The 706-nt window shown below is 51.4% G+C and carries 1 protein-coding gene; it reads left to right on the forward strand.

The window, feature by feature from the left end:
• Positions 1-706: Tn3 family transposase (locus RTW80_RS26630; RefSeq protein ID WP_312721091.1), on the forward strand; the 706-nt coding region annotated here is incomplete at both ends.

The raw sequence follows: 706 nt of genomic DNA on the forward strand, positions 1-706 counted from the left end.
ATTACCTCATACCCGAGAAGGACTTTGACAAACTCACACCGGCACTGCCACTGCCCGTATCTGCTGATTATCATGAGTACATTACCAGCCGTATGACCCTGCTTCAGTCCAGACTTGAAGAGGTCAATGCCATGGCTGCCCTTGGTGAACTGCCCGATGTGGAAATATCCGACAGGGGCGTAAAAGTCTCTCCGCTGGATAACTGCGTTCCGGCGCAGGTTTCACCGCTGGCAGAGCTGGTTTACAGCATGCTACCGCGACCTAAAATCACGGAACTTCTCGATGAGGTAAACAGCTGGACGACGTTTACCCGACATTTTTCGCATATAAAAAATGACATTGCCCGTCCCGATACCCGCTTGCTCCTCACCACCATTCTTGCGGATGGCATCAATCTTGGCCTGACCAAAATGGCAGAAGCCTGCCCCGGGAGCACCAAATCATCACTCGAAGATATTCAGGCATGGTACATCCGTGACGAAACCTATTCAGCCGCTCTTGCAGAGCTGGTAAATGCGCAGGGGAAAAGACCGTTGGCGGCATTTTGGGGAGACGGAACAACGTCATCATCAGATGGACAAAATTTCAGAACCGGCAGCTCAGGCCGCTACGCAGGGCAGGTTAACCCGAAATATGGGCACGAGCCTGGACGTCAGTTTTATACCCATATTTCGGATCAATACAGCCCGTTTTACACCTGCATAAT

It is taken from the genome of Escherichia sp. AM3 (assembly GCF_032029835.1).
In the GTDB taxonomy this organism is placed as follows: domain Bacteria; phylum Pseudomonadota; class Gammaproteobacteria; order Enterobacterales; family Enterobacteriaceae; genus Escherichia; species Escherichia coli.